Genomic DNA, 21,395 nt, shown 5'->3' on the forward strand with positions numbered 1-21,395 from the left:
GCCTAAGTTGGCCAGGCCGCCCTCGTTCAGGTTCTCGCAGCGTGCTATTGCTCTCCGACTGGAAAAACTCCATGTGGTGCGCCATGCAGCGTGCGCGAACTTCACCATGTCTGGAGTTCTCGTTCAATGAGTCATGCCTCCCCGCCGGCTGGCCGGTTCCGCATCTTCGTCGCGACACTTGTTGTCGGACTTCTCGTTGGTGGAGCTTCGGCTGTCACCGCAACTCCTGCGCTCGCCGCCGATACCACGACGGCCCCGACCGTGACCGTGTCAGAGGCGCCGGCTGGCGGCGGTGACGTCACTGTCACCGGATCTGGCTTCTTCGTAGCGGCACCCGGCATCTACCTGTCACTTGGCGCTGCCGGCCTGGCTGGCTTCTACGCTGGATCCCAGAGCCTGATCGGCGAAACCGCCGTGATCACGCCGGAGACGGACGGTACATTCACCCGGACGATGAGCGTTCCAGCGGCCACCGAGAGCGGTTTCGCGTTCTACACCTCGAAGGCGCACGGGGCCGGGTTGACCGACCCCAGCATGGACACGATCACTGCTGTGACGTTTGCTGCTGCCCCCGAGCCGACGCCGGAGCCGACGCCGGAACCCACACCGGAGCCCACCACGGAGCCGACTCCGGAACCCACCACGGAGCCGGTGCCTGCTGTTCCGACGGTGACCGTGTCGAAGACGTCTGGTTTGGATGCTGCGGGTGAGACGGTGACTGTGCGTGGCACTGGTTTTGTGGCGTCTGCTCCGGCGACGTCTGGTGCGCGTCCGCCGCTTGCTGGTGCGTTCACGGGCACGTATGTCGTGTTCGGTAAGTTCGCTGATTCCTGGCAGCCCTCAGCCGGCGCTGCGTCTTCGACGCGCGTGACGGGCGATACGAAGTGGGCTGTTCCGGCCGAGAGCATGGCGACAATCGGTGGTGCTTCTGCTGGTGCTGCGTTGTTGAATGCTGATGGCACCTTCGAGGTGACGTTGACCGTGAAGACTGGTTTCGATAAGGAGCCGGCGACGGGCAACTACGGCATTTACACGTATCCGGGTGGTGGCGCGAAGTATGCGCCGTTCGAAACGGTGACACCGATCACGTTCGCATCTGTCACCCCGGAGCCAACGCCGGAGCCGACCCCGGAGCCGACCCCGACCACAACGCCTGAGCCTCCTGCAGCAGTCGGGTCACTCGGCTGGGGTGTGAGCAAGGCGTTCCGCGACTACATCACCGGACCGATCGCACACGGATCCATCACGGTTTCCGGCAGCGCGACCCAGCGAGTCGACGGCACATTCAGCTTCGTCCAATCAGGTGGCGACTTCGATGCCTCCGCGATGACGGGCACGGTGAAGTACTCGGGGACTGTGCGCTTTGTCGGTCACGACGGCGCACTTGACCTGTCATTCGCCAACCCGTCGATTCGCTTCGACTCGCCGACCACGGCAACTCTTGTGGTCTTCATCAATGGCAAGACGGTTGATTTCGCCACCATCTCGCTCACCACGACCAGCCAGAGCCGCGTCGGCACCGCCAGCGCATTCACCCTGGCCGCAGTGGGCCGCGCTGCCGCACCCGTTGCATTCTCGCTTGCTGGTGCACAGGTCGTGCTCACGGCTGCCGGAGCCGTGGCATTCCAGGGCTTCTACCCTGCTGGCACAACACTGGATGCGATCGACCTCGCTGTGGGAACCCCGAGTGTGACGCCCGACCCGACCCCAACGCCGACCCCGGTCGACCCGACCCCGACCCCGACGCCGAAGCCGACTCCGGCGCCAACACCGGCTCCTGCACCGGCAGGCACGGGCAGCCAGGTCGCGACCGGATCGCTCAGCTGGGGCGTGAGCCCGTCATTCCGGAGTTACATCAGCAAGCTTCCTGACGGCAGTATCTCGGTCTCCGGCGGGGCAACGGCAAATGACGGCACGTACCGATTCGGTCAGTCAGGTGGCAGCTACGACGCCGACTCGCAAACCGGCGAAGGAAACTATGCCGGAGCTGTGCGATTCATCGGTCACTCCGGTGTGCTCGACCTCACCTTCTCGTCGCCGTCGGTGCGCATCGAGTCCGCGGGTCGGGGCACGCTCGTCGTGACGGTCAACGGCAGTCGAGTTGACCTTGGGACGGTAAACCTCCAGAGTGTCGGCGGCACCATGCGTGACGGAGCGTTCACCGTCACCAATGCGCCTGTCGCCCTGACCTCGGCGGGCGCGAATGCGTTCAACAATTTCTACGGGGCCGGAGAGACTCTGGCTCCAGTGAGCTTCACGATCGGCGCTGTCGGCGCAGCCCCTGCGGGCGCGACGGGTACAGTTTCGACGGCATCCTTCGTGACAACAGTGCCCGTCCAGACACAGGCCACCGTCACGGCGGCCGCAGGCTGCACCGTTTCTGCCGCATCGCTCGACTGGGGCTTCAAGGAAGGCTTCCGCAGCTACCTGACCAGTGCGACGGCGAACGGTGACTGGGAACTCGGCGCTGGAACGACATACGCCAACGGTCAGTTCTCCTGGACAGGAGGAACAGGCGGGTTCGATTCCGCAGCGCAGACCGGTCTGATCGAGTTCGCGGGCGGCGTGCGCTTCACGGGACACGAGGGAATCCTCGACACAACGATCACCAATCCGCGCATCGAGTTCGTTGACGCGTCGACCGGCTACCTGGTCGTCGACGTCGCCGGAAACACCCAAATGGGCGAACCGGTGAATGCACAAGATGTGCGCTTCGTGCAGCTCGATCTGGCAGCATCCGCGCCGGTCATCGAGGGCTCGGACTCGGCGCAGACGGTCACCCTAACTGCTGTTCCGGCAACACTCACCGACGCGGGGTCGGCGGCATTCGGTACATACCCGGCCGGCGAGACCTTCGATGCCGTCTCGGCCAGCTTCGTGCTGGATGCGGCCTGCGCCGACGCCGACGCCGTACTGACCGTCGAAGAGAGTGCAACACAGGCGGGCGCGACTGCCGTCGACCAGACGTCGTCGACCAACCCGATCAGTTGGGTTCTCTGGGTGATCATCGCGATCCTGCTTGCCGCCGTCATCGTGCTGCTTGTCATGCTTCGCCGTCGGGTTGTCGCTTCGCGCTAGCCCGCTGCTGGTCCAACACGCCGCCCCGATCTTTCCCTCAACAGAGGGAGAGGCCGGGGCAGTGTTGTATCCGCTGGGAAGCGGATGAGACGGCGTCGCTTGCGAGTTGGCCCATGCGACAATAGAGACGTGAGTTCCACAGAACAGCCAGCACTGCCCGACCCGAGCGATCGGCCGGTCATTCCCGTCGAAGCACCAGACGAGATTCTTCTCGAGGAAGCAACGACGAAGGTGCACCGCGCGCCGCGGTACACGAACTTCATGCTGCTCGGTGCAATCGTCGGTGTCATCTGCGCTCTCGTGCTCACCTTCGCGTTCCCGGAGAACCCGGTTTACGACCGCGGACAGGTCTTCGGCTTCCTTGTTCTCGCCTGCATCGCCATCGGCGTTGCCCTCGGTTGTGTTTTTGCGCTCGTACTCGATCGCATCCTCAGCAAAAAAGCAGCAACAGTCGTCATCGACAGGGTTGGCACCCAGCCGCCAGTCGTCCCGACCCACGATGCTGCTTCAGATTCCCCCGTTTTCAACGAGAAATCAGAGTAAAGGAGCAGCTCCTTGGCCAGTGGCGACGGACTGTTAAACCACGATCTACTCCCAGGTGAGAAGGGGCCACAGGATGCATGTGGCGTCTTCGGTGTCTGGGCCCCCGGCGAGGAAGTAGCCAAGCTCAGCTACTTCGGGCTGTACGCGCTGCAGCACCGCGGTCAGGAGTCGGCTGGTATCGCTACGAGCGATGGCAACAAAATTCTCATTTACAAAGACATGGGCCTCGTGTCACAGGTCTTCAATGAGAGCGCACTCAATACTCTCGTCGGACACATCGCTGTCGGGCACACGCGCTACTCGACGACAGGCTCATCGAGCTGGCAGAACGCGCAACCCACACTCGGTCGCACGAGCAGCGGCACCGTTGCCCTCGGCCACAACGGAAACCTCACCAACACCGCAGAGCTGATGCAGCTGGTGCACGAACGCTATCCCGAAACTGATGGCGAACTTGCCCGTGGCAACACCACGGACACCGCCGTCATCACCGCCCTGCTCACGGGTGATCTTGACCACACCCTCGAAGCCACAGCACTTGAGGTACTGCCGCGCCTGCGCGGTGCGTACTGCCTCGTGTTCATGGACGAGACGACGTTGTACGCAGCACGCGACCCCCAGGGCGTTCGTCCGCTGGTGCTCGGTCGTCTCGAACGTGGTTGGGTCGTCGCATCCGAGACCGCAGCACTCGACATCGTCGGTGCCAGCTTCGTGCGTGAGGTCGAGCCTGGCGAACTCATCACCATCGACGAAGACGGCCTGCGCACTCAGCGTTTTGCCGAGTCGAAGCCAGCCGGATGCGTTTTCGAGTACGTCTACCTCGCACGTCCAGACACCAGTATCGCCGGTCGTGGAGTGCACGAAGCTCGCGTCGAGATGGGTCGCAAGCTCGCGGCCGAACATCCGGTCGAAGCGGATCTCGTGATCCCGACGCCGGAATCTGGTACCCCGGCAGCCATCGGCTACGCCCAGGCATCCGGTATCCCGTTCGGTCAGGGACTGGTCAAGAACTCCTACGTCGGACGTACCTTCATCCAGCCGTCTGAAACCATCCGTCAGCGGGGCATCAAGCTCAAGCTGAACCCGCTCAAAGAGGTCATCAAGGGCAAGCGCCTGATTGTCGTCGACGACTCGATCGTGCGCGGTAACACCCAGCGCGCGCTGGTCAGCATGTTGCGCGAGGCCGGAGCCGCCGAGGTGCACGTGCGTATCTCAAGCCCACCCATTACCTGGCCCTGCTTCTACGGCATCGACTTCGCCTCGCGCGCCGAACTCATCGCAACCGGCCTCGGCGTCGACGAAGTGCGACAGGCGATCGGCGCCGATTCGCTCGGCTACCTGTCAGAAGACGGCATGATCGAGTCGACCGAACAGCCGCGTGAGCGTCTGTGCACCGCCTGTTTCACGGGCAAGTACCCGATCCCACTGCCAGAGGCCCAGCACCTCGGCAAGAACCTGCTCGAGCGTGAGACAGCGTCCAACGGATGCGACCCAGGCCCCGACGCAGAATTTGAAAGTGTCCTCGAGGTGGATATGCCCCTCGAACCCGCAGTGAACCAGCAGGGTAAGCCTTCATTCGGAGACCCGGGAAGACAGGAATGAGCAACGCTTCTTACGCAGCAGCAGGAGTCGACACCGCAGCAGGTGACCTGGCCGTCGAATTGATGAAGGCTGCAGTCTCACGCACCCACGGCCCTGAGGTGCAGGGTGGCGTCGGTGGATTTGCCGGACTCTACGACGTGTCTTTTCTCACCAGCTTCAAGAAGCCGCTGCTGGCGACATCCACTGACGGCGTCGGCACGAAGGTCGCCATCGCGCAGGCCATCGACAAGCACGACACCATCGGTCAGGATCTCGTCGGCATGGTGGTCGACGACATCATCGTTGTCGGCGCGCGCCCACTGTTCATGACCGACTACATCGCCTGCGGCAAGGTTGTGCCTGAGCGCATCGCCTCGATCGTCGAAGGCATCGCCAAGGCGTGTGCGGCAACCGGAACCGCGCTTGTCGGCGGCGAGACGGCCGAACACCCCGGTCTGCTGGGCCCTGACGACTATGACGTTGCCGGCGCGGCCACGGGTGTTGTCGAAGCCGATCAGGTGCTCGGTGCAGAACGTGTCAGGCACGGCGACGTCGTTATCGCCATGGAATCGTCCGGTCTGCATTCCAACGGATACTCGTTGGTTCGTCACATCCTGGCCGGCCGCGGCATCGGGTACACCGATACCTCAGCCGAACTCGGCGGTGTCGTCGGCGAGGTTCTGCTCACGCCCACCCGCCTCTACACCGCGCCGCTGCTCGGCGTGCTCACCGACCCCGAACTGGCCGGAGCTGTACATTCTCTCAGCCACGTCACAGGTGGCGGCATCGCGGCGAACCTCGCTCGCGTACTTCCGCTCGGCTCCTGGGTCGAGGTCGAACGGTCGACGTGGTCGCCCGCACCCGTCTTCCGTGTGCTCAGCGACATGGCCGGGTCTACTTTGGAGAGCTCAGAAGGCACCTGGAACCTCGGCGTTGGCATGTTCGCCGTCGTCGCACCGGATGCCGCGTCATCGGTCATCGCCCGTCTCAGCTCAGACGGCATCCCGTCCTGGGTCGTCGGCCGCGTCTCGACATCCGCTCACGACGCGACGGGTTTTGAGCAGGGTGCCAAGGGCGTTAACGGCGGCGCTGTTCGTCTCGTTGGCTCGTACGCGAACTAATTGCGACTGAGTCGACAGCCGTCACCCCGAACTGATTGTGCGCAGCACGAAAGAAGCCCCCGAGCAATCGGGGGCTTCTTTCATGAACGTTGAACCTGCGGTTGCTCCAGTTGGAGCCGCGTGTTTCAGCGTCGCTCAAGGCTGCCGCGGGCTCACAGGAGCATCCGTAGCTGAACTACCTCGCGACGAGAACGCCACGCGGTTGGAGCATGAACAAAGTCCTACGCGCGCTTTTGTTCGTCTTCAGTCGCATAGTGATCGACGTACTCATCGGACTGGTCCGTGGGTTCGCCGTCGTACTCCGGCCACTTGGCCAGATCTTCGTCCAGGCGCGGGTCATCATGCGAGTGACCCGTGAGTTCGCGCTCGAGCGCGTTGTAGTTGGTGTCGGGACTGAAATACTTGAGCTCCCGAGCGACCTTGGTGTGCTTTGCTTTTTGACGGCCGCGCCCCATGCGAGACCCCCTTACGATGCCAGGCCGAGTGAGCGATGAGTCACCCGGGATTTACCGAACAGACAGAGTGAAAACTAGCCGCTAGTTTAGCATGGTGGGCCTGATACCCCGCTGACGTGCCTCACAGGCACAACTGGTGAAATGCTGACGTGCTCAACGGGCGCAATTTGTGAAACGAGGTGTGATGGCGAACGACTCGACTGTGCCTGTCGTTCTCATCGGCGCCGGGCAGGCCGGCCTTGCTGTCGCCTACTATCTGCGCAGGTTTGAACTCGTTGCCGGGCGCGACTTTGTCATCTTCGATCGCGGGCCGGATGCCGGCGGGGCATGGCAGCATCGCTGGGAGGCATTGCGCCTCGGTACGGCGCACAGGGTGCACGACCTGCCCGGTATGAGTGAGCTGGGCCTGAGCTTTGACACCGCTGACCGCACCCTCGCAGCCAGGGATGTCGTCGCCGACTACTACCGCCGCTACGAAGAGCACTTTGAGCTGAACGTCATTCGACCGGTGACAGTGACGTCGGTGTTCGACCGGCGCACCGATCTTGTGGTGGCCACCCACTCTCCTGCCCACGGTGAGCGGGAGACCATGGCGAAGCTGCTGGTGAATGCGACAGGCAGCTGGGGCTCTCCCTTCATTCCGTATTACCCCGGTGCTCAGACATTCGCCGGGCGTCATCTACACACGGCGAACTACGTTTCGGCTGACGAATTCGCCGGCCAGCGAGTTGTTGTCGTCGGCGGTGGCACCTCGGCGATTGGATTCATGCTTGAACTGGAGAACGTGGCCGCCGAGCTCACGTGGGCATCTCGGCGTCCTATCGACTGGGTGCATACCGAAGAACTCGATCTCGAGGGCGCCTCTGCGGCCGTAGCCATGCAGGACGAAGCTGCCCGTTCGGGCCGTGCGCTGCCCAGTATCGTGAGCGGCACAGGCGTGCCGGTGAGTCGGCGTATCTCGGCAGGAATCGAGCGAGGGCTGCTCGTTGCCAGGCCAATGTTCGCCGCCATTGAGCCGGGTGGGGTGCGCTGGGATGATGGCAGCTTCACCGAAGCGGATGCCATCATCTGGGCATCCGGTTTTCGGCCAGAGCTTCGCCACCTGGCCGCGTTGAAGCTGCGCGAGAAGGCTGGTGGAATCACGGTGGGCGCCGGGGCATCCTGGTCTGACCCCCGTATATTCCTGGCGGGCTATGGGCCTCAAGCCAGTACCGTCGGGGCGAGTCGTGCTGGGCGGATGATCGCCAGACAGGTCATGGCGCTGCTCTAGGCCATTAAGTTTCATAAGTGAGGGAGCCATCGTGTCTGAGGAACTTCGCAGTGATGACCTGCTCGAGCGTCTCCTGGTTCAGGCGCGTCGTGCTCACGACATGTATCGCTCGTCGATCGACCCGGCGGCGTCCCTGGCTGCCCACCGCCAGGTCACCGAGTTCGTCGAGAAGCACGGTGACGAAATCAGGGCGAAGTCAGAGCATCGCAGAGCGCAGCTCGACGTGGTCCCTGCGCTGACGGATCAGCTTCCGATCTTCAGCTACTGGGATTCACCATTGGATGAAGCGCCGCCGTTGGTTCGAGCGTGCCTGGCGCAGCTGCAGGCAGTGCACCCGGAGTCTCGGATCCTCAATAGGGAGTCGGTGGCTGAATTGGTTGACATCCCGCCGATTGTGGCCGAACGCCTGGCGAAGCTGCCTGCCCACTTCTCTGACTATCTGCGGGTATCGCTTCTGGAGAGCTACGGGGAATATGGGTGGATGCCACCTGCTTCGTGCCTCGTCCCCTCACGGAGTCGGTGCCACAGCTCCTGGAGGCCGGGCTGCTCTATCTGCGCTGGGGTGGCACCCAAATCTCGAACTGGTTCATCGCGGCAAGACGGGGCAACGCAGTGATCTCATTGCAGCGCGCCGCACTCGAGGCCTGGTGGGAAGACAACGGCACTCTGCCCGACTACTTCCTCTACCACCGCTTCTTCGAGGCCCTGCATGCCTCAGAAGCCATCGTCAAAGAAGAGTGGAAGGCAATGCCGAAGATCAGTACCATCCCGAGCCACTTCATGCAGTTGACGATGTTTCGCCCGTACGACGAGGAGGAGCTTGCTGTCGTGCTGCGGGCCGCGTTCGTGCAGAAGCTGAGCTACAAGTACGACCCGGAGTCAGTGCTTCCCGGCTCTGTGCTTGAACGTCTGATCGGCGGCACCCTGGGGACGGGTACCGCCGTCTGACGGACAGCACCCCCGTTCTGCTTTCTACTTGCGCTTCTTGCGACGGGATGCTGACTGACGCGATTGGGGCGGAGGGTTTCCGGACGTCGCGGGCTTGTGGGCGGTTGCGGTTGTGGCCGCAGCTGTCCGCGATGCCGCTGCTTGCTCGGCCGCGGCGGTCTCTGCTGCCTGAGCGGCGGGCGTGAGCGGCTTGCGCGGCACAGGACGCGGCGGGCGCACAGGCTCGCCTCTGCGGTCCTGGCCGGGGATGGGCCGTGATCGGCGACCGTAGATGAGCTCGGAGGAGTCGAGCAGCCACGGAACAAGTGCAATCGTGACGCCATGTACGAGCATCAGCTTCTGGCGGATCCGTCTGGCCTTGTGGTTGTGCAGGATGCCTTCCCACCAGTGCCCCACGATGAAGATCGGCGTGTAGACGGTGATGACCTCTGAGCCGTGCTCAAGCGTGCGGCCCTTGATGTAGCTGATGAGCGGCCAGCTGATGTCGCGGTACGGCGACTGCACGATGCGCAACGGCACCTGGATGTTCTGCTTCGCCCAATCCCTCTCGAGCTGCTTCGTCTCGTCGTCGTCGATGGAGACGTGGACGGCTTCGAGGCTCTCGTGACGGGCGGCGATGGCGTAGTCGAGTGCTTTGAGCACCGGCTTCTGCATCTTGCCGACGAGCACGATGGCGTGGTCGCCCTGCGAGCCGAACGTCGTGATCGGGTCTACCTCGATCTCCTTGGAGACATCACGGTAGTAACGATTGACGCCGAGCATCAGCACGAACAGGACGGGCATCAGGATGAAGACCAACCAAGCACCGTGCGTGAACTTCGTGATCGTGACGACGATGAGCACGACGCCGGTCAGTGCAGCGCCGAAGCCATTGATCGACAGGCTGCGGATGATCGATCCTCGGTTGGGTGGATCCGTCTTCAGTAGTCCGATCCAGTGCTTCACCATGCCGGTCTGGCCCAGGGTGAATGACACGAAAACGCCAATGATGTAGAGCTGGATCAGCACCGTCAGATTTGCCTGATAGACGATCAGGATGATGGATGCGGCCAGCGCCAGGATCAGCACACCGTTGGAGTAGATTAGGCGGTCGCCGCGGGTGTTCAGCGACTTCGGGGCGTAAGAATCGCGAGCGAGTACAGAGCCGAGCAGCGGGAATCCGTTGAAGGCAGTGTTCGCCGCCAAAAGCAGCACGGCAGCTGTCGCCGCCTGCAGCACGAAGAACAGAATCGTATTGTTGCCGAAGGTTGCGGCGGCCAGCTGGGCGATCAGACTGCGCTGCGGTGACGTGGCGCACTCGGCCCAACCGATCAGGTCGCAGGGATCCTCGGCGTAATGCACCTGAGAGATGAGTGCGAGCGCGGTGAGGCCGATGAACAGGACGACGGCAATTCCGCCCATCAGTACCAGGGTGGCCTGGGCATTCTTGATCTTCGGACGCTTGAAGGCGGGCACGCCATTCGCGATGGCCTCAACGCCGGTGAGCGCGCTGCATCCGCTGGCGAACGAGCGGAACAGCAGCAGGATGAACGCGGTCTGGGCGAGGTTCTGCGCCTCGACGGTGTAGCTCGCCGATTCAGCGACGGGCGGATCGCCGATGGCCACCCTGAACAGCCCGACGACCACCAGCAGGAACGCGCTGGCAATGAAGAGGTAGGTAGGAATCGCGAATGCGGTGCTCGACTCCCGCACTCCGCGCAGGTTGACCGCGGCGAGCAGGATGACGAACATCACAGCAATTTCGACGCGGAACGAGGCGAGGGCGGGGAAGGCAGAGATGATGTTGTCGACGCCGCTGGCGACGGACACGACGACCGTCATCACGTAGTCGACAAGCAGGGCGGATGCGACCACCAGGCCGGCCTTCTCGCCGAGGTTTTTTGAGGCGACCTCGTAGTCGCCACCGCCAGACGGGTACGCCTTGATCAGCTGGCGATAGGACGCGACGACGACGAGCATGAGCACGACGACGGCAGCAGCGACCCAGGGCGCGAAGCTCAGAAATGCGAGCCCGCCGAGGGTCAGGATCATCAGGAGTTCCTGGGGCGCGTACGCGACACTCGACAGCGCATCGCTGGCAAAAATAGGGAGCGCAAGCCGCTTCGGCAGGAGTTGACCCTCCAGATGCTCGCTCGGAAGCGGGTCACCGATGATCCACCGCTTCGGATTGCGAGATTCTGGTACGGGGGTAATCCCCTCATTTATCACGAGGGACGACACTACTCCCTTGTTGGAGCCTGTCAAATCAGCAAGAGGGCGGCGCGCTGCCGCAACTCAGTGCAGGTGCTCGTGCTAGTTCTTCGCCGGGCTTCCAGCGGTCTGCGCGGCACCGATCACGCGCCACAGCGACGTGCGGAGCGCTTCGAGTTCGTCTGGGCTCATGCCGAGCTTGTCGATGATGCGTGGCGGGATACTTTCGGCCTCGGCGCGCAGGGCTGCGCCGGCATCCGTCAGTGAGATATCGAGCATCCGCTCATCGGCGACGTTGCGCTCACGGCGGATGAAACCAGCAAGCTCAAGCCGTTTCAGCAGGGGAGAGAGGGTGGCTGGCTCGAGTTGCAACTCGGTGCCCAGGTTCTTAACAGACCGGGGGCTCTGCTCCCACAGGGCAAGCATCACCAGATACTGGGGATGCGTCAGACCATGTGGCTCGAGGATAGGCCGGTAGACCGCGTTGACGCTGCGGGAGGCGATGGCCAGCGCAAAGCAGACCTGCTCTTGCAGCTCGAGGAGATTCTTCTCGTCGGTCGTCATCTGCACACCTGTCCGCTTCCGGTGAACCCGGTTCGCCACTCACATTTGTTTAGTACGCTAATGATTATGGCACGATCTAATAAACAGGAAAACGGACGCCGCGGGGCAGGCGGTTTCACCGCGTGGGTTAATCGCACCCTCTTCCCGTGGATCGGGCCGCCGCCCCTCGGGCCGTACAACGTCGTGCCTGAGGAAGACGTGCGTGCAGCCAAGGCGGCATCCGTCTGTCCGATCTGTGGCGAGCTGATGAGCGTGCATGAGATCGACCGCTCAGGCGAGCGCACCCAGCTCTACCACCCCACGCCGGAACAGGCGCGGGAACGTCTGGCTGCCATCGAAGCGGCATCCGCTGCCGAATAGTTGCGACGCGTCTAGTTGCAACGCGTCGTCCCGCAACGCGTGACCGCGCCCGCTCTGGCTTGTCGCGCCCGCTAGAGCGGTAGCGCTGCGCCAGAACGGGCGCGGTGTTGTGCGTGCGAGCGAGCGTGCGTTCGCGCTGGACTAGCGGCCGAGCGCCTGCAGGATGTCAGCGCGCACGCCGGCGAGATCGGCCCGCAGCTTTGGTACGAGTTCCGCCGGGATTCGCGACCTGGATGCCTGCGTGCGCAGGTCGGTGCGAAGCTGCTGCCGAAATTCGTTCAGAACCATGTCGGCCTCGCGGAGTGCCATATTTGACTCGGTGTGCAGGTTCTGCGCTCCCTCGGACGGTGCAGAGTCGGCTTTCGCCTGTCTGGCGGACGAAGCCAGGTCGGCCCGCAGGCTCTTCATCGCTGCGTTCACGCCGGATCGAACCTCGTCGGCCAAGCGGCGCACTGAGTCAGTCATGTCGTTCTCGATCGCGTTCAGTTCGTCCTGCCGTGCTGCCAGCTCGGCGCGTCCGGCATCCGTGATCTCGTAGACGGTCTTGCGGCCGTCGGTCGATTTCGTGACGAGACCCTCCTCCTCCAGCTTGCTGAGGCGGGGATAGATTGTGCCAGCGCTTGGGCTGTATGTGCCGCCAAAGCGATCGCTCAGGGCCTGGATGAGCTCGTAACCGTGCCGGGGCTGCTCGGCGAGCAGGCTGAGCAGGTAGAGCCGCAGGCTGCCATGGGAGAAGACCGGGGGAGTCATTCCGGGGCCCCCGTTTCGTCGACGACCTCGGTGAATGTGGCCGCGTCGGCATCCGCTGCCCTGCGTACCACCGAGATGTTGCCGGATACCGAGTTGGCGTGCAGTTCGAGCCATGAGCCACTGAGGTCGCCGGTACTGGAGTCGTAACCCTTGCCGAGCGTGCCCTTGATGGTGGTGTTATCGAGCTGCAGGGTGCCAGACACAGTGTTGAGGCGATAGCGGGTCGCGACATCAGCACCGAGACGCACCGTGAGGTCGCCGCTGACGGTGTTGGTGTTGATGGTGTCTGGAATGCCGACGATATCGAGGAATATGTTTCCTGCTACGGCGTCGACGCTGAACCGGTGGATGTAACCGCTCGCTGTCACGTCGCCGGAGACGGTGTGCGCCGAGATCGATCCGGTGTGATTGCGCACCGAGAATTCACCGTTGACGCCATTGAGGTCCAGGTTGCCCGAGACGTCGTCAACGACGATGTCACCCGAGACCGTGCTGAGTTTCGCATCGTTCCTGATACCGGAGACGAGGGCCTCCGCCGAGACAACGCCGAACTTCATCGCGACATCGCGCGGAACCATGATGCTGACGTCGGCCTTGGCGCTGCCGCGGAACGAGGCGAATACCTCGATGAAGTTGTCCCAGCGGAGCTGGGGGTGGTCGATTTCGAGCACGTCGCCATCCATCGAGATCTTGAGGTCTTTGCCACTGACGCTGTGCACTTCGATGCGAGCGCCGGGTTCATCGTGGCCGATCACATCCACTTTTCCGCCAATGAGGCTGACCTTCATGCTGCGGACGATGTCGACATCGATGACCTTGCTTTGGCCGGGGCTGACGAGCCACTTTTCCAATGACATGCGCTGTTCTCCTTGCGTGCTTGCACTGCGTAAATCGAGATATATCGCGTTCTTTGACTTCAAGATATATCGCGTTTGGGGATTGCGCAAGGGTTGGCCAGGATGTGCCGCGGATGGCGTCGCGCGGGTCGAACACTTCAGGCCAGTTGAGAGCACCATAGAGAAACTGGATGAGGGAGGGCGGCTGATGGCTGAGTACACGTTCGAAGGATTTGACCACACGCAGTACCGCAACGAGGTCGAGGAGCGGTGGGGGCAGGACACATACTCCAGGGGCGACTTCTGGTGGAGCAGCATGACGGCGGATGAACAGACAGCCTGGCGGCAGCGCCAGCGTGCGCTCACTTCCGATTGGGCGCACGCCGCAGAAGCCGGCATCGAACCGGCAAGCGACGAGGCGCAGGCGCTGGCCGCACGCCAGTTTGAGTGGTTGCGTGGCATCCCGGGTGTGCCAGGTGCCGACTCGACCGGACCGCCGAAGGAGTATTTCGTGGCGCTGGGTGACCTGTACGTCGCCGATGATCGCTTCGCGGCGAAATATGGGGGCCAGACCGGGGCCGAGTTCGTCCGTGACGCGATGAAGGTGTACGCCGACCGTAATCTCTCGGGTTGACGTTCCCTAGTCTTCGACGTTCTCGCTGTGCCCGCCATGCCGCATCTGGTCGTAGGCGGCCAGGGCATGGCGACGGGATTCGCCGAGGTCGACGATCGGGGCAGGGCGGAGCTCGTCGACCGGGATCCAGGTGTCGATGTACACGCCATGCGGGTCGAACTTAGCTGCCTGCAATACGGGATTGAAGACGCGAAAGTAGGGGGCGGCATCCGCTCCGCTGCCGGCCACCCACTGCCAATTGCCCGGGTTGCTCGCCTCGTCAGCATCGACGAGGGTGTCCCAGAACCAGCGCTCGCCGATGCGCCAGTCGACGAGCAGATTCTTGATGAGAAAGCTCGCCGCCACCATGCGCACCCGGTTGTGCATGTAGCCGGTCTGCCACAGTTCTCGCATGCCGGCGTCGACGAGGGGGATGCCGGTCTGGCCCTGTTGCCAGGCTGCCAGCTCGGCCGGATTGGGCTCGTCCCAGGGAAAAGCGTCGAACTCGCCTCGTATGTTCTGCTCGGCCAGATTTGGCGCGTGAAACAGGATGTTCCAGTTGAATTCACGCCAGCCGATCTCACTGAGAAACTTGGCAACGTTCGCCCGCGCCTCAGGTTCGAGCGCTGCCGCTTCGCCATGCACGGCGTGCCAGACCTGAAACGGGCTGATCTCACCGAACCGCAGGTGCGGGCTGAGGAACGAGGTTGCGACGACAGCCGGCTCGTCCCTGCGGTGGTACTCGGCGAGTGCGCCGACGGCAAAGCGTGACACGGATGCCAGAGCAGCGGCCTCGCCTGGCGTCCAGCGTTCGCGGAGTCCGCCCGCCCAGTCGGGGTGGTGGGGGAGCAGCGCCCAGGCATCCAGGTCGTCGCTGGGCAGATCGGCCAGAATGGCGCCGGCAATGGGCAGCACATCCGGAGCGGGCAGTGGCGCGCGCGGAGCCTGGAGGGCTAGGGCCGCCTTCCAGAACGGCGTGAAGACGCGAAACGGCGTGCCGGTGGCGGTCGTCACGCTCCACGGTTCGAACAATAGGTTCGCCTGAAAACTCGCCGCCTCGATTCCGCGGCTTCGTAGCGAACTCTTTAGCTCGGCATCCACGGCACGCGCTGCGCCGTACCGGCGGTTCCAGAACACGGCGCCGGCATCCGTTTCGTCAACCAGTCGGTCGATTTCGACATGTGCAGGTCCGCGCCGCAGCACCAGGCGCCCACCGAGTTCCTGCAGCCGGTGGGCAAGGGCAGTCAGGCTGTGATGCAACCACCAGCGACTTGCCGAGCCCATCGGGCGGATGCCGGCACTCACGTCGTCGAGCACGTAGACGACGATCACGGGGGCGCCCCGGGTCACGGCGGCGGTCAATGCCGGGTTGTCGGCCAGGCGCAGGTCGTCGCGCAGCCAGACGATGGAGGGCTTGTCACTCATCCCTTCACCGTACGGCTAGTCGGCGAGGTCAGTTGGCAGGTGAATCGATTGTCGCGGCCCCGGGAACGACGGTTCCTTCGAGTTCGGCCTCGTGCCGGGCGTCCGCTGCCACTGGAGCCGCGGTAGCGATAGACGCAGCAGAAGCCGCGACAGCTGGCCGCTTGATCGCAAAGAACGGGATGGTCCAGTTGCAGAGCGGCCCGACCAGCACGGCGAACAGCACTGTACCGATGCCGACGTTGCCGCCGAGCGCCCAGCCGACCCCAAGCACGATTACCTCAATGCCGGTGCGCACGACCCAGATCGGCCAGCCCGTGCGGTTGTGCAGGCCGGTCATCAAACCGTCGCGCGGGCCGGGCCCGAAGTGAGCGCCGATGTACAGGCCGGTCGCCACTGCGAGCACGAGCAGTCCGACGGCGAACATGATGATGCGCACCCAGAGGTCGAGATCTGCCGGGATCAGCCACAGTCCGACGTCGGCCGACGGCCCGACCAGGAACGCGTTCATCACGGTGCCGACTCCTGGCTTCTGCCTGAGCGGGATCCACAGCAGCAACACCACGCCACTCATCAGCACGGTGATCAGGCCGAAGCCGAGGTGGGTGTGATTGTCGATTCCCTGGGTGAGCACGTCCCATGGGGCCACGCCGATCGCGCCGCGCACGATCAGCGCGATACCCATTCCGTAGAGGAAGAGGCCAATGAGAATCTGAATCGTGCGGCGTGTCATAAAAACCAATCCAATTGCATGCGAGGCCTGTTATCAAGATGCCAATCTGCTTATAGTGGCCTCATGGTTGATAGCCAATTGAGTGCTCGTGCTCTGGAATCCCTGCTCGGCGACTGGCGAGGAGGCGGCAATGCCTACGTGGCCCTGTTCGATCGCATCCGCGTGCTTGCGCTCGACGGCCGCATCCCGACCGACAGCCGGCTGCCAGCCGAACGGGAATTGAGCGCCAGGCTCGGACTCAGCCGCACCACCGTGAGCGCCGCGTACCGGCAACTCAGGGAGGCTGGCTTCCTGGTCAGCCAGCGGGGCTCAGGCAGTCTCATCACGCTTCCTGTCACTCCGACGGGGCTGGTGTCCGTGGCATCGGCCGGCATCCTCGATTTCGGCAAGGCCACCATGTCGGCGCTGCCCGGGCTGGCGGATGTCGCGGCGCTCGCCGTCTCCGACCTCCCTCGGCACCTCGAGAGCTCAGGCTTCGATCCCGTGGGGATCCCCGAACTTCGGCTGGCCATCGCCGACCGCTACACGGCGCGGGGGCTCCCGACCGACCCCCAGCAGATCATGGTGACGATCGGTGCGCAGCACGCCATCTCGCTGCTGGCTCATGTGCTCGTCGGCAGGGGGGACCGTGCGCTCATCGAGTCGCCCACGTATCCGCATGCGTACGAAGCGCTTCGTGAAGCCGGAGCCCGACTCGTGCCCGTGAGCGTGACCCCGGCCATGCTCGGGGAGGATGAGTCGGTCGCCGGCTGGGACGAGGATGGCCTGATTCAGGCCATCCAGCGCAGCAATCCGGCACTGGGATACCTGATGCCGGACTTCCATAATCCGACGGGGCTCTCGATGCCGGCCGCTCAGCGAGAGCGGGTTCTGGCTGCTGCGACCAGGCAGGGCACCGTGCTCATCGCCGACGAGACGATTGCCGAGCTCAACATCGACAGGCCTGAGTCGTTCCTACCCTTTGCCGCATACGCGCCAGCGGGATCGACGGGTTCGGTGGTATCGGTCGGGTCGGTTGGCAAAACGGTCTGGGGCGGACTGCGGGTCGGCTGGATCCGGGCGGAGCGACCACTCATCCGCAAGCTTGTCGCCGCCCGATCGGCCAGGGATCTCGGCACCCCGATCATCGACCAGCTCATCGTCGCCCGGCTACTCGGCGACATGCCCGCGATCCTCGCTGAGCGCACCGAGGTGCTTCGGGCGGGGCGTGATCACCTGACTCAGGCGCTGGCCACCCAGTTTCCCGATTGGCATGTTCCAGAGGTGCATGGCGGTATCACCACCTGGGTCAATCTGGGCAGCCCGGTCTCCTCGCAGCTTTCGCTCGCCGCACGCAGCCAGGGCCTCGTGATCCCGGCCGGGCCCCGGTTCGGCATCGACGGAGCCTTCGAGCGATTCCTCCGTATACCGTTCTGTTACGGCTTCGACGAAATCGACCGAGGCGTCGCGGCTCTCGGCCGGGCGTGGGAGTCGCTGCTGCGGCATCCGGTGCCCGAGACCGATTATCTGGCGGATGTCGTCTAGCGGGCCCTGGCCTGACCTGATCGGGCCAAGCAGGGTAAACGCTTAGAGTCCCGAAAAGTGCAGATGGTGCACTGACATACTGAGCGAGTGCATCTTCTCGCGGTTGTGAGTATGAAGAATAGGGCGCTGATCGCCCTGATCACCATCGTTGCGGCGATCTTCGGGACACTGGCATTGACCAGCCTGAAGCAGGAATTGATTCCCTCGCTGCAGCTGCCCCAGCTCGTGATCTCGACGAGTTACCCCGGTGCCTCGCCCGAGGTCGTCAATGATGACCTGTCGACGCCCATCGAGACGGCGATCCAGGGCATCGAGGGGCTGGAAACCACCTCGACGACGAGCAGCACCAATGCGTCACTCATCACGGCGACCTTCACCTACGGCACCGATCTGGTCAAGGCCGAGTCCAAGATCGACCAGGCGATCAACCGGATCAAGTCGACGCTGCCAGCCGATGTTGATCCCCAGGTGATCAGCGGTTCTATCGACGATTTCCCGGTACTGTCGATCGCCGTTTCTGGGGGCGACGAGACCACCCTGGCCGACGAGCTGAAGCGTACGGTACTCGGCGACATCCGTGACGTTGCCGGTGTGCGCGACGCTGCTCTCGTCGGCGATGTCGGCCAGAGGGTCACCATCACACCGGATGTGCAGGCCCTCGCGGCCAGCGGCTACAGCACACAGTCGATCAAAGATGCGCTGCAGCAGAACGGCTCACTCATCCCGGCCGGCTCCATTACCGAGGGCGACAAGACTCTGTCGGTGCAGGTCGGCGACAAGCTCACCTCGGTGGATGACATCGCTGCCTTGCCGCTCACCGCGGGCTCGGGCGCCGGTTCAAGCTCCGGCTCGGCTACCGGATCCAGCTCCGGGTCCCCGACACAGGCAGCCGCTCAAGTCGTGACGATCGGGGACGTCTCGACGGTCGCCCTGGTTGAGAACCCGGTCACCAGCATCTCGCGCGTGAACGGCGAACCGGCACTGACCATCTCGGTCACCAAGGTGCCCGCGGCCAACACCGTCGACGTATCCAAGGGTGTGCGGGCGCTCCTGCCGAACTTCGAGAAAGACATCCCCGGTGCGACTTTCACCGTGGTCTTCGACCAGGCCCCCTTCATCCAGCAGTCGATCGACTCGCTCACTCAGGAAGGTCTGCTCGGCCTCGTCTTCGCCGTGCTCGTGATTCTGGTCTTCCTGCTCTCGATCCGGGCCACCTTGGTGACCGCGATCTCGATTCCGACGTCTGTACTCATCACCTTCATCGGGCTGCAAGCTGTCGGCTATTCGCTCAATATCCTCACGCTCGGTGCCCTCACCATCGCTATCGGTCGTGTCGTCGATGACTCGATCGTGGTGATTGAGAACATCAAACGGCATCTGGTTGCCGGTGTCGACAAATCGGGGACCATCGTAGAAGCCGTGCGTGAGGTAGCCGGTGCCATCACCGCCTCAACGATCACGACGGTGACGGTGTTCCTGCCGATCTCGTTCGTCGGCGGCTCGACCGGCGAACTGTTCCGGCCATTCGCACTCACCGTGACAATTGCGTTGCTCGCGTCGCTGTTGGTGGCCCTGACCATCGTTCCGGTGCTCGCATACTGGTTCCTGAAAGTGCCAGTACCGAAGCCCGTCGTCGAAGAGACTGTCTCGACGGATGCGACTGTGCCGACTGATGCGATTGAGGCTGCCCCCTCCCACCACAGCCGTCACGCAGCGTCACCCGTTGTCGTAGCCGACGAACTCGAACACCCGAGCCGACTTCAACAGGGCTATTTGCCGATCATCCGCTGGACGCTGAAGCATTCGGTGGCCACGCTGCTGATGGCCGTGCTGGTGCTGGGTGGCACCGTCGCGCTGCTGCCACTGATGAAGGTGAACTTCCTCGGTTCGTCGGGTCAAGACACCTTCCGGGTCACTCAGACCCTGCCGGTAGGCACCAGTTTGACCGCTCTGGATGCGGCATCCGCGACGGTCGAGCAAGCGATCCGCGATACCAAGGGAGTCGAGATCGTGCAGCTGACCATCGGTGGCAGTAGCTTCGCGGCTGCGTTCACCGGCGGGTCGACGAGCTCAAGCACCATCACCTACTCGGTGACCACAGCGAGCGACGCGAATCCCGACGACGTGCAGGACGTCGTTCGCACCGAGCTGGCCAAGATTACGGATGTCGGTGACGTGTCCGTCGCATCGTCCGGCGGATTTGGCGGATCGTCCGACATCGAGATCAACGTCACCGCAACGACAGACGCGGACCTGCAGAAGGCTACCGACGACATCCTGGCCAAGGTCAAGACGCTCAGCGCCATCAAGGAGAGCAGCAGCAACCTGGCTGCCTCCCGGCCGTACATCGCCGTCACGGTGAACAGGGACGCTGCCGCGCAGGCGGGCCTCAGTGAACTGACGCTGGGCGCGCTCGTTTCGCAGGCCATGCAACCGACGAACATCGGCACTATCGTGATCGACAACACAACGCTGTCGGTCTACCTGCAATCGGCCACCCCGCCGATGACAACCGATGAACTCGCCAACCTGCCGATCCCGACAGTTGCCGGTGTCGTGCCGCTCAGCTCGCTGGCGACGGTTACACAGGTTGATGGGCCGTCGACGATCACCACGACGAAGGGGCTGCGCACAGCCACGATCTCGGCGACGCCGTCGAGCGATGATCTCGGAACGGCGAACAGCCAGATCGCGAGTGTGCTCGACAGCACCACGCTGCCCGCCGGGGCGACTGCGACGATCGGTGGCGTCAGCGCCGACCAGCGTGACGCGTTCCAGCAGCTCGGCATCGCCCTTCTGGTGGCCATCCTGATCGTCTACATCGTCATGGTCGCCACGTTCCGCTCGTTGCTGCAGCCGCTACTCCTGCTGGTGTCTGTGCCGTTTGCAGCCACCGGCGCCATCGCACTGCAGGTGATCTCCGGCATCCCACTCGGGGTCGCGTCGCTGATCGGTGTGCTGATGCTCATCGGCATCGTTGTCACGAACGCCATCGTGCTCGTCGACCTGGTGAACCAGTCCAGACGCAGGGGGATGAGTGTGCACGATGCCCTTATCTACGGTGCGTCACGCAGGCTCCGTCCGATTCTGATGACGGCTCTCGCGACGATCTTCGCGCTGCTGCCGATGGCCGTCGGGCTGACCGGCCACGGCGGATTCATCTCACAGCCCCTCGCGCTCGTGGTGATCGGCGGATTGATTTCGTCGACAGTGCTGACACTGATCGTGCTGCCGGTGCTCTACTCGGCAGTGGAAGGCACCAGGGAGCGTCGCCGAGAGGCCCGAATTGAACGTGCGGATGCCAAGGCTGAGGATGCCACGGTCGCGGCTGGGGCCGCTGCCTCGACGCCGCCCAGCTCCTAGAAGACTGCCCCGCCCTCGTGAAGAGTGCGTTCAAGGTATGACGC

The 21,395-nt window shown here is 63.6% G+C and carries 17 protein-coding genes and 1 pseudogene; 10 read left to right on the top strand and 8 right to left on the bottom strand.

The window, feature by feature from the left end; translation table 11 throughout:
- Positions 1–126 precede the first annotated feature (126 nt).
- The 4 genes from ACMT3I_RS15855 to purM all read left to right on the top strand — a co-directional run bounded on the left by ACMT3I_RS15855 (position 127) and on the right by purM (position 6,323).
- Positions 127–3,078 carry an HtaA domain-containing protein gene (locus ACMT3I_RS15855; RefSeq protein WP_414805489.1) on the top strand — a complete coding sequence of 984 codons (2,952 nt, stop codon included), beginning with the start codon at positions 127–129 and terminating at the stop codon, positions 3,076–3,078.
- Between the two features lie 129 nt (positions 3,079–3,207).
- Positions 3,208–3,621 (top strand): hypothetical protein, encoded by a 414-nt coding sequence (locus tag ACMT3I_RS15860; protein WP_414805490.1) that lies wholly within the window; start codon positions 3,208–3,210, stop codon positions 3,619–3,621.
- 12 nt (positions 3,622–3,633) lie between these two features.
- The gene (gene purF / locus ACMT3I_RS15865; RefSeq protein ID WP_414805491.1) at positions 3,634–5,223 is read left to right on the top strand and encodes an amidophosphoribosyltransferase; all 1,590 of its coding nucleotides are present in this window, start codon (positions 3,634–3,636) and stop codon (positions 5,221–5,223) included.
- Positions 5,220–6,323, top strand: a complete 1,104-nt coding sequence (gene purM / locus ACMT3I_RS15870) for a phosphoribosylformylglycinamidine cyclo-ligase (protein ID WP_414805492.1) — start codon at positions 5,220–5,222, stop codon at positions 6,321–6,323. The genes purF and purM overlap by 4 nt, the downstream gene beginning before the upstream one ends.
- 221 nt (positions 6,324–6,544) lie before the next feature.
- On the opposite strand, the gene ACMT3I_RS15875 is transcribed toward purM, so the two are convergent.
- Positions 6,545–6,778: a DUF3073 domain-containing protein gene (locus tag ACMT3I_RS15875; RefSeq protein ID WP_414805493.1), complete on the bottom strand. Its 234-nt coding sequence runs from the start codon at positions 6,776–6,778 to the stop codon at positions 6,545–6,547.
- A gap of 184 nt (positions 6,779–6,962) precedes the next feature.
- Here ACMT3I_RS15875 and ACMT3I_RS15880 point away from each other — a divergent pair, with 184 nt between their 5' ends.
- Entirely contained in the window at positions 6,963–8,048 is a 1,086-nt protein-coding gene (locus tag ACMT3I_RS15880) for an NAD(P)-binding domain-containing protein (protein ID WP_414805494.1), read from the top strand.
- A 4-nt stretch (positions 8,049–8,052) separates the two neighbouring features.
- Here the strand turns inward: ACMT3I_RS15880 and ACMT3I_RS15885 are convergent, their stop codons facing one another.
- Positions 8,053–8,223 carry a hypothetical protein gene (locus ACMT3I_RS15885; RefSeq protein WP_414805534.1) on the bottom strand — a complete coding sequence of 57 codons (171 nt, stop codon included), beginning with the start codon at positions 8,221–8,223 and terminating at the stop codon, positions 8,053–8,055.
- Here ACMT3I_RS15885 and ACMT3I_RS15890 point away from each other — a divergent pair.
- Positions 8,149–8,996: pseudogene (locus tag ACMT3I_RS15890) on the top strand (capsular polysaccharide synthesis protein). The gene ACMT3I_RS15885 and the pseudogene ACMT3I_RS15890 sit on opposite strands and share 75 nt — an antisense overlap.
- 24 nt (positions 8,997–9,020) lie before the next feature.
- Here ACMT3I_RS15890 and ACMT3I_RS15895 read toward each other — a convergent pair.
- Both ACMT3I_RS15895 and ACMT3I_RS15900 read right to left on the bottom strand, forming a co-directional pair.
- Entirely contained in the window at positions 9,021–11,150 is a 2,130-nt protein-coding gene (locus tag ACMT3I_RS15895; RefSeq protein WP_414805531.1) for an APC family permease, read from the bottom strand.
- Positions 11,151–11,288: 138 nt separating this feature from the next.
- Complete coding sequence (locus ACMT3I_RS15900) at positions 11,289–11,750, bottom strand: MarR family winged helix-turn-helix transcriptional regulator (RefSeq protein WP_414805495.1); 462 nt, start codon at positions 11,748–11,750, stop codon at positions 11,289–11,291.
- Positions 11,751–11,816: 66 nt separating this feature from the next.
- Here ACMT3I_RS15900 and ACMT3I_RS15905 point away from each other — a divergent pair, with 66 nt between their 5' ends.
- A complete protein-coding gene (locus ACMT3I_RS15905) occupies positions 11,817–12,110 on the top strand; it encodes a hypothetical protein (RefSeq protein WP_414805496.1) in 294 nt (97 codons plus the stop codon).
- Positions 12,111–12,251: 141 nt separating this feature from the next.
- Here ACMT3I_RS15905 and ACMT3I_RS15910 read toward each other — a convergent pair whose 3' ends face one another.
- Together ACMT3I_RS15910 and ACMT3I_RS15915 are read right to left on the bottom strand one after the other, a co-directional pair.
- Positions 12,252–12,860 carry a PadR family transcriptional regulator gene (locus tag ACMT3I_RS15910; protein ID WP_414805497.1) on the bottom strand — a complete coding sequence of 203 codons (609 nt, stop codon included), beginning with the start codon at positions 12,858–12,860 and terminating at the stop codon, positions 12,252–12,254.
- Positions 12,857–13,717: a DUF4097 family beta strand repeat-containing protein gene (locus ACMT3I_RS15915; protein ID WP_414805498.1), complete on the bottom strand. Its 861-nt coding sequence runs from the start codon at positions 13,715–13,717 to the stop codon at positions 12,857–12,859. Before ACMT3I_RS15915 ends, ACMT3I_RS15910 begins: the two co-directional genes overlap by 4 nt.
- Before the next feature lie 187 nt (positions 13,718–13,904).
- Here ACMT3I_RS15915 and ACMT3I_RS15920 point away from each other — a divergent pair, with 187 nt between their 5' ends.
- Complete coding sequence (locus tag ACMT3I_RS15920) at positions 13,905–14,330, top strand: TipAS antibiotic-recognition domain-containing protein (RefSeq protein ID WP_414805499.1); 426 nt, start codon at positions 13,905–13,907, stop codon at positions 14,328–14,330.
- A gap of 6 nt (positions 14,331–14,336) precedes the next feature.
- Here ACMT3I_RS15920 and ACMT3I_RS15925 read toward each other — a convergent pair whose 3' ends face one another.
- A complete protein-coding gene (locus tag ACMT3I_RS15925) occupies positions 14,337–15,734 on the bottom strand; it encodes a cryptochrome/photolyase family protein (RefSeq protein WP_414805500.1) in 1,398 nt (465 codons plus the stop codon).
- Between the two features lie 28 nt (positions 15,735–15,762).
- On the bottom strand, positions 15,763–16,464 hold the full coding sequence (locus tag ACMT3I_RS15930; RefSeq protein WP_414805501.1) for a YczE/YyaS/YitT family protein: 702 nt from the start codon (positions 16,462–16,464) through the stop codon (positions 15,763–15,765).
- A gap of 63 nt (positions 16,465–16,527) precedes the next feature.
- Between ACMT3I_RS15930 and ACMT3I_RS15935 the strand changes: the two genes are divergently transcribed.
- A complete protein-coding gene (locus ACMT3I_RS15935) occupies positions 16,528–17,988 on the top strand; it encodes a PLP-dependent aminotransferase family protein (protein WP_414805502.1) in 1,461 nt (486 codons plus the stop codon).
- 87 nt (positions 17,989–18,075) lie between these two features.
- Positions 18,076–21,351: an efflux RND transporter permease subunit gene (locus ACMT3I_RS15940; protein WP_414805503.1), complete on the top strand. Its 3,276-nt coding sequence runs from the start codon at positions 18,076–18,078 to the stop codon at positions 21,349–21,351.
- The last annotated feature ends 44 nt before the right edge of the window (positions 21,352–21,395 follow it).

Origin of the sequence: Leifsonia sp. A12D58 (assembly GCF_047530025.1) — a bacterium.
Lineage (GTDB): Bacteria > Actinomycetota > Actinomycetes > Actinomycetales > Microbacteriaceae > Cryobacterium.

What these genes read in the sequence shown, in the direction of transcription:
- ACMT3I_RS15900 (WP_414805495.1), bottom strand. Translation starts at nt 11,750, where the DNA reads ATGACGACCGACGAGAAGAATCTCCTCGAGCTGCAAGAGCAGGTCTGC.
- ACMT3I_RS15875 (WP_414805493.1), bottom strand. Translation starts at nt 6,778, where the DNA reads ATGGGGCGCGGCCGTCAAAAAGCAAAGCACACCAAGGTCGCTCGGGAG.
- ACMT3I_RS15915 (WP_414805498.1), bottom strand. Translation starts at nt 13,717, where the DNA reads ATGTCATTGGAAAAGTGGCTCGTCAGCCCCGGCCAAAGCAAGGTCATC.
- ACMT3I_RS15905 (WP_414805496.1), top strand. Translation starts at nt 11,817, where the DNA reads ATGGCACGATCTAATAAACAGGAAAACGGACGCCGCGGGGCAGGCGGT.
- ACMT3I_RS15930 (WP_414805501.1), bottom strand. Translation starts at nt 16,464, where the DNA reads ATGACACGCCGCACGATTCAGATTCTCATTGGCCTCTTCCTCTACGGA.
- ACMT3I_RS15880 (WP_414805494.1), top strand. Translation starts at nt 6,963, where the DNA reads ATGGCGAACGACTCGACTGTGCCTGTCGTTCTCATCGGCGCCGGGCAG.
- ACMT3I_RS15910 (WP_414805497.1), bottom strand. Translation starts at nt 12,860, where the DNA reads ATGACTCCCCCGGTCTTCTCCCATGGCAGCCTGCGGCTCTACCTGCTC.
- purM (WP_414805492.1), top strand. Translation starts at nt 5,220, where the DNA reads ATGAGCAACGCTTCTTACGCAGCAGCAGGAGTCGACACCGCAGCAGGT.
- ACMT3I_RS15935 (WP_414805502.1), top strand. Translation starts at nt 16,528, where the DNA reads ATGGTTGATAGCCAATTGAGTGCTCGTGCTCTGGAATCCCTGCTCGGC.
- ACMT3I_RS15925 (WP_414805500.1), bottom strand. Translation starts at nt 15,734, where the DNA reads ATGAGTGACAAGCCCTCCATCGTCTGGCTGCGCGACGACCTGCGCCTG.
- ACMT3I_RS15920 (WP_414805499.1), top strand. Translation starts at nt 13,905, where the DNA reads ATGGCTGAGTACACGTTCGAAGGATTTGACCACACGCAGTACCGCAAC.
- ACMT3I_RS15855 (WP_414805489.1), top strand. Translation starts at nt 127, where the DNA reads ATGAGTCATGCCTCCCCGCCGGCTGGCCGGTTCCGCATCTTCGTCGCG.